Genomic DNA, 4,934 nt, shown 5'->3' with positions numbered 1-4,934 from the left:
AAATGTCGATCGGGTATTTCCGCTTGATTTTTGACTACTAATGTCAGCCACTCGCGATCGGGAGTATCGACAGCCACAATAATTTCGCCATCTTCCCGAGTATATTTACAGGCATTATTTAATAACTCCGTAAATATTTTGGTTAAATAAGCCCGATCGGTAGTAATCGTCGATACCAATTGCGATACGGAGGTAATTAATTTTTGCCGATCGGTTTGCGCGCGATAATTGAATGGTTCGATGGTGCTGGGCAACCAAGTCGCAATTTCTAATGATTCGAGATTGAGTCGGTGTGCCACTGGCGATGCTGCGCCTAGAGCATGCGCCTCGGCGCGACCGTCGATCGCATATTCCAATTTTTGAATATCTAAAATATTGTCAATTAGTTCTACTTCGCGATCGCATTCTTGTTCGAGAATTGCTAGGTATGTTTCGGCCTTATGTCCGACTAATAACTCGGCAATGTGTGGGTCTGTCTTTAGACTAGTTTTTAACATCCGCATCGCCATTTTGATATTCATTAAAGGTGCGCGCAGATCGTGAGAAATCTCATTAATAAACCGATCTTTTTGCTGGCATCTCGATTCTAGATCGGTAATTTTTTCGATTAATTCGGCCAGATCTGCCAGTGGGGAGGAGCTAGTAGCAACCGGCGGCACGGCATCTGTAGTAGTGAGTAAATTCATCGCTGTCAGCAATTGCTGTCCCAATGCTTGCACCCATGACAGATCTTGTGGCGTCCAAATACTATGCAGATTTCCGACTAAGCAGATCCGCCCCCACAATCCACTCTGTTGGTGTCGCTCCGCCCGCACATCTCCTTCGTAGAGATTGGGTTGTTCTACCAAGGGAATAAATACGTATCGATCGCAAATATTTAGATTCATCACCGTTGTCATCGCTGTAAATTCGACGAGTTCGTATTGATGTAGCCGCCGATCGATCTCGGCAGCTTTTTCTGGCTCTAAACTGAGCGTTAATTGTCCCAAATCTGGTAATTGGGCGATCGTCACCCACCGATGTAATTGAGATTGATACTGTTGAATCAGGACGCCATTCAGGACTAAGATTTCCTGAATTTGGGTGGCGGTAAGTTGACACAAATAAGTAGAGTCGATAGGACTGAGCATGGATGATTGATTATCGGGGTTCCGTTGTCAGATAGCGATCGATTGTGACTAGATCCAGCAGACACTCTCGATCGAGCAACCCGCTGTCTAGACAGGAGATCGATCGAATTTGTTACAATTTATTAATAAATCATGGCAAATAAGTATATGAGCGATCTCCCTGAAGAAAATTTACCGCCACTAGATCCAGCCGCTACAGCACTACTGGCACAACAGTTAGAGAGTCCTAATTTGCGCGATCGGATGGTCGCATTAGCCTCACTGCGCAATGTACCTGCTGATGTAGCATTACCATCGATTAAAAAAGTGCTCAATGATGAAAGCCTCCAACTGCGATCGATGGCCGTGTTTGCTTTAGGTATCAAAGTCACACCAGAATCTTACCCGATTTTGATCGACATCCTCGCTAATGACCCAGATTATGGCATTCGGGCCGATGCTGCTGGTGCGCTCGGCTACTTAGAAGATATTCGCGCCTTTGAAGCACTCGTCAGGGCGTTTTATGAAGATACTGATTGGCTCGTCCGGTTTAGTGCGGCAGTAGCATTAGGCAATCTTAAAGATCCGCGTGCTTTTGACGTGCTGATGCAGGCATTGGATTCCCCCGAAATCGTCCTCCAGCAAGCAGCAATTGCCGCACTCGGCGAGATTAAAGCAGTAGCGGCGATCGATAAATTGGTGACTTTTATCGAGGCTGAAGATTGGCTCGTCCGCCAACGTTTGGCTGAAGCATTAGGGCAACTACCCGCTCCCAAAAGTATTTCCGCGCTCAACTATCTCACTAAGGATGCACATCCCCATGTATCGGCGGCGGCGACGATCTGTTTGCAACGGCTGGAAGCTGGGGAGAGTTGATAGTTGGGAGCTAGAATGGTAACTCAAGGTTGAAATCATCGGTGGATGATTCCATAGGATTGGGAGTAGAGAGTTATACTGGTTACTGGATTCGATCGACTGCGAGTGAGTATCGATCGCCAACTGTTAGGTTTTAGCGAATACTTCATACCTAACACCTAAAACCTAATACCTAACACCTATAAAGATGAATGTCCGCGAATTTTTTGAGTTGAGTGCTGGCAAATGGTTTTCCCAAAAAACCAGTCAGCACCTAACTTTAAAACAGTCAGAACAGGGAAAATCTGATTTAGTCATTGAAATCTTGCCCCCAGATCATCCGCAAGCGATCGATCTGTGCCAACGTGCGGGTATCGAGCCAAGCGCGATCTGGGGTGGCGTTAAATATAGCTGGAAAGGTACCATCGCTTGGGATACCCAGCCCCAAAGTCCCACCAATCGCCAGGGCGAAACGATCGCGATCTCCGTCCCCGATGCCACCACGATCGATACTGGCAAACTAATTTATGCCACCAGTGGCGATGCTAGTGCCCCGCGAGTAGCTAGCTATACGTTAGGCGAAGATGAAGCACTAACCTTGATTAGTGAAGGTGAGAATATCTCTTCCGAAGAACGCGTGTGGTTTGAGAGCAACAACGTCCGACTCCGCACCACGATCGTTACTCAGCCTAGCGGCGAGTCGATCGCTTCTTTTTACTCAGAAATCCGGATGGGTGGGTAAAGTTTGTTACTCACTTAGCGAACGTGCTTGGAGATTCGATCCCCGATCTGAGACTACGCCAACCTTGTCATACTGCCAATTTGTCGCCAGATCGTCACAAATCTTGTGGTTTACCTAGTTGCGAAAATTGTGTCGGAGTGTAACAATGCGGTTGGTCTATTATCAGGTAAATTTTAAAAGTACGTGCAATCTAATTTAGTCGAGCCATCAAGCCAGGACGCATCTGCATTTGAGCGCGAAAGACTCCCGTTCACTATCCAAGATGTTCGATCGGCAATTCCCAAATATTGTTTTGAGCCTTCTACCTGGAAGTCTTTGTCTTATTTTTTCCGCGATGTCGTAATTGTCACTGGCTTGTACGCGATCGCCTACAAATTAGACTCCTGGTGGTTTTATCCGATCTTCTGGTTCATGCAAGCGACGATGTTTTGGGCATTATTCGTAGTCGGACACGATTGCGGGCATGGTTCATTTTCCCGTCACAAGTGGCTTAACGACCTCGTCGGACATATCTCGCATTCGTTTATTTTAGTGCCCTATCATGGCTGGCGGATCAGCCATCGGACGCATCACAAAAATACGGGCAACATCGAAACCGACGAAAGCTGGTACCCCGTCACTGAAGGTAAATACGATGAAATGCAGTGGTGGGAGAAGTTTCTCCGCTTCGATCTGACATTATTACTTGCCTATCCTCTGTATTTATTCCGCCGTTCGCCAGAACGTCCCGGCGGTTCCCACTTTCACCCAGCTAGCCCCCTCTTTCGCGAATCCGAAAAGTGGGACGTAATTACAAGCAGCATTTGGTGTGCAGCAATGGTGGCATTAGTAGCAGCAGGCACCTTTACCTGGGGCTGGTTGTGGCTGGTGAAATTTTACCTGATGCCTTATCTGGGGTTTGTCGTCTGGTTGGACTTAGTTACCTTCCTCCATCACACTGATGACGATATTCCTTGGTATCGCGGCAAAGATTGGTACTTCCTCAAAGGAGCGATTTCGACGATCGATGTGGACTATGGTTTCATCAACGATATCCACCACAATATCGGTACCCACGTCGCGCACCATATCTTCTTATCGATCCCTCACTACCACCTCTTAGAGGCTACAGAGGCAATCAAACCCGTCTTAGGCGAACACTATCGCAAATCCGATCGCTCTGTCTGGGCAGCCTTCTGGGATGCCAAGGAGAACTGTCACTATGTCTCGAATACTGGTAGTAAGATTTACTATCGATCGAAATAGGGATTAGGGATTAGGTTTTAGGCTTTAGGCTTTAGGCTTTAGGCAATTAAGAGAACGCTTGCGTTCTAATTTGCCAGAGGTTAGGCTCTAGAACCTAACCTCTAAAGCCTAAAGCCTAATACCTAATACCTAGCACTTAATCCCTAATACCTCTCCTATGCATCGACGTTATTTTCTGACTAGTCTCTTAGCAATTTGTATGAGTGTGCTGTTGTGGGGTAATTTCGTCCCTGCGGCGTGGGCACTAGGTGGTAAATTACCAGCCACAAATAAGCCAGCACCGACATTTACACTGCCAACCAATACGGGTACGGGTAGCGTCTCGCTGGCTGATTATGCTGGTAAGTGGGTAGTTGTCTATTTCTACCCTAAAGATTTTACTTCTGGCTGCACCTTAGAAGCGCGGCGATTTCAACAGGATATTGGTAAATATCAGCAACGCCAAACTGAGATTGTCGGCGTGAGTGCTGATTCCGTCGATTCTCATGCCAAATTCTGCGATTCTGAAGGCTTAAAATTTCCACTGTTAGCCGATACCGATGGCAAAGTTAGTAAAGCTTACGGTTCGTGGCTGGGAATCTTTTCGATGCGGCACAGTTTTATTGTCGATCCCCAAGGTGTTTTGCGGGCGACATTTACTAATGTCAATCCCACCGCTCACAGTCAAGAAGTATTAGTCGAACTCGATCGATTACAATCGGCTAAAGTTTAGATTTGGCATTGGCATAGCCGCTCCATTAGAGCATCGCCAACTAACTAGAAATCATTACAATTTTGCATCCTACGGGAGCGGAGAACGACGATCTCATGTCTGTTCTTCGCTCTTATTCGTTTTTAGGTGAGTAGCGATCGAGATTTCATCAGTGTATGTTAATTTGACTATCGATCTCGGTTAAATTAGATTAAAGAAGTGGCGATCAAGAGTTGCCACTTCTTTAATCTAAGTTGCTACCCATACCTCAGCGGTTAGAAACCGCTGCTCA

The 4,934-nt window shown here is 46.5% G+C and carries 5 protein-coding genes; 4 read left to right on the top strand and 1 reads right to left on the bottom strand.

The features are described from left to right. Nucleotides 1–1,130, bottom strand: a 1,130-nt coding sequence (locus RMO84_RS01555; RefSeq protein ID WP_310486691.1) for a HAMP domain-containing sensor histidine kinase, incomplete at its 3' end; no start/stop codon positions are given. A gap of 147 nt (nucleotides 1,131–1,277) precedes the next feature. On the opposite strand from RMO84_RS01555, the gene RMO84_RS01550 reads away from it, so the two are divergent. The 4 genes from RMO84_RS01550 (at nucleotide 1,278) to RMO84_RS01535 (ending at nucleotide 4,663) form a co-directional block, all read left to right on the top strand. Beyond that, on the top strand, nucleotides 1,278–1,985 hold the full coding sequence (locus RMO84_RS01550) for a HEAT repeat domain-containing protein (RefSeq protein WP_310486692.1): 708 nt from the start codon (nucleotides 1,278–1,280) through the stop codon (nucleotides 1,983–1,985). A 187-nt stretch (nucleotides 1,986–2,172) separates the two neighbouring features. Further along, complete coding sequence (locus tag RMO84_RS01545; protein ID WP_310486690.1) at nucleotides 2,173–2,706, top strand: phycobiliprotein lyase; 534 nt, start codon at nucleotides 2,173–2,175, stop codon at nucleotides 2,704–2,706. Nucleotides 2,707–2,889: 183 nt separating this feature from the next. Continuing rightward, entirely contained in the window at nucleotides 2,890–3,951 is a 1,062-nt protein-coding gene (locus tag RMO84_RS01540) for a DUF3474 domain-containing protein (protein ID WP_310486689.1), read from the top strand. A 157-nt stretch (nucleotides 3,952–4,108) separates the two neighbouring features. Beyond that, the gene (locus RMO84_RS01535; protein ID WP_310486687.1) at nucleotides 4,109–4,663 is read left to right on the top strand and encodes a peroxiredoxin; all 555 of its coding nucleotides are present in this window, start codon (nucleotides 4,109–4,111) and stop codon (nucleotides 4,661–4,663) included. The last annotated feature ends 271 nt before the right edge of the window (nucleotides 4,664–4,934 follow it).

The sequence above is a fragment of the Chamaesiphon sp. VAR_69_metabat_338 genome (genome assembly GCF_031423935.1).
Lineage (GTDB): Bacteria > Cyanobacteriota > Cyanobacteriia > Cyanobacteriales > Chamaesiphonaceae > Chamaesiphon.
This window is presented reverse-complemented; position numbering and strand designations above follow the sequence as displayed.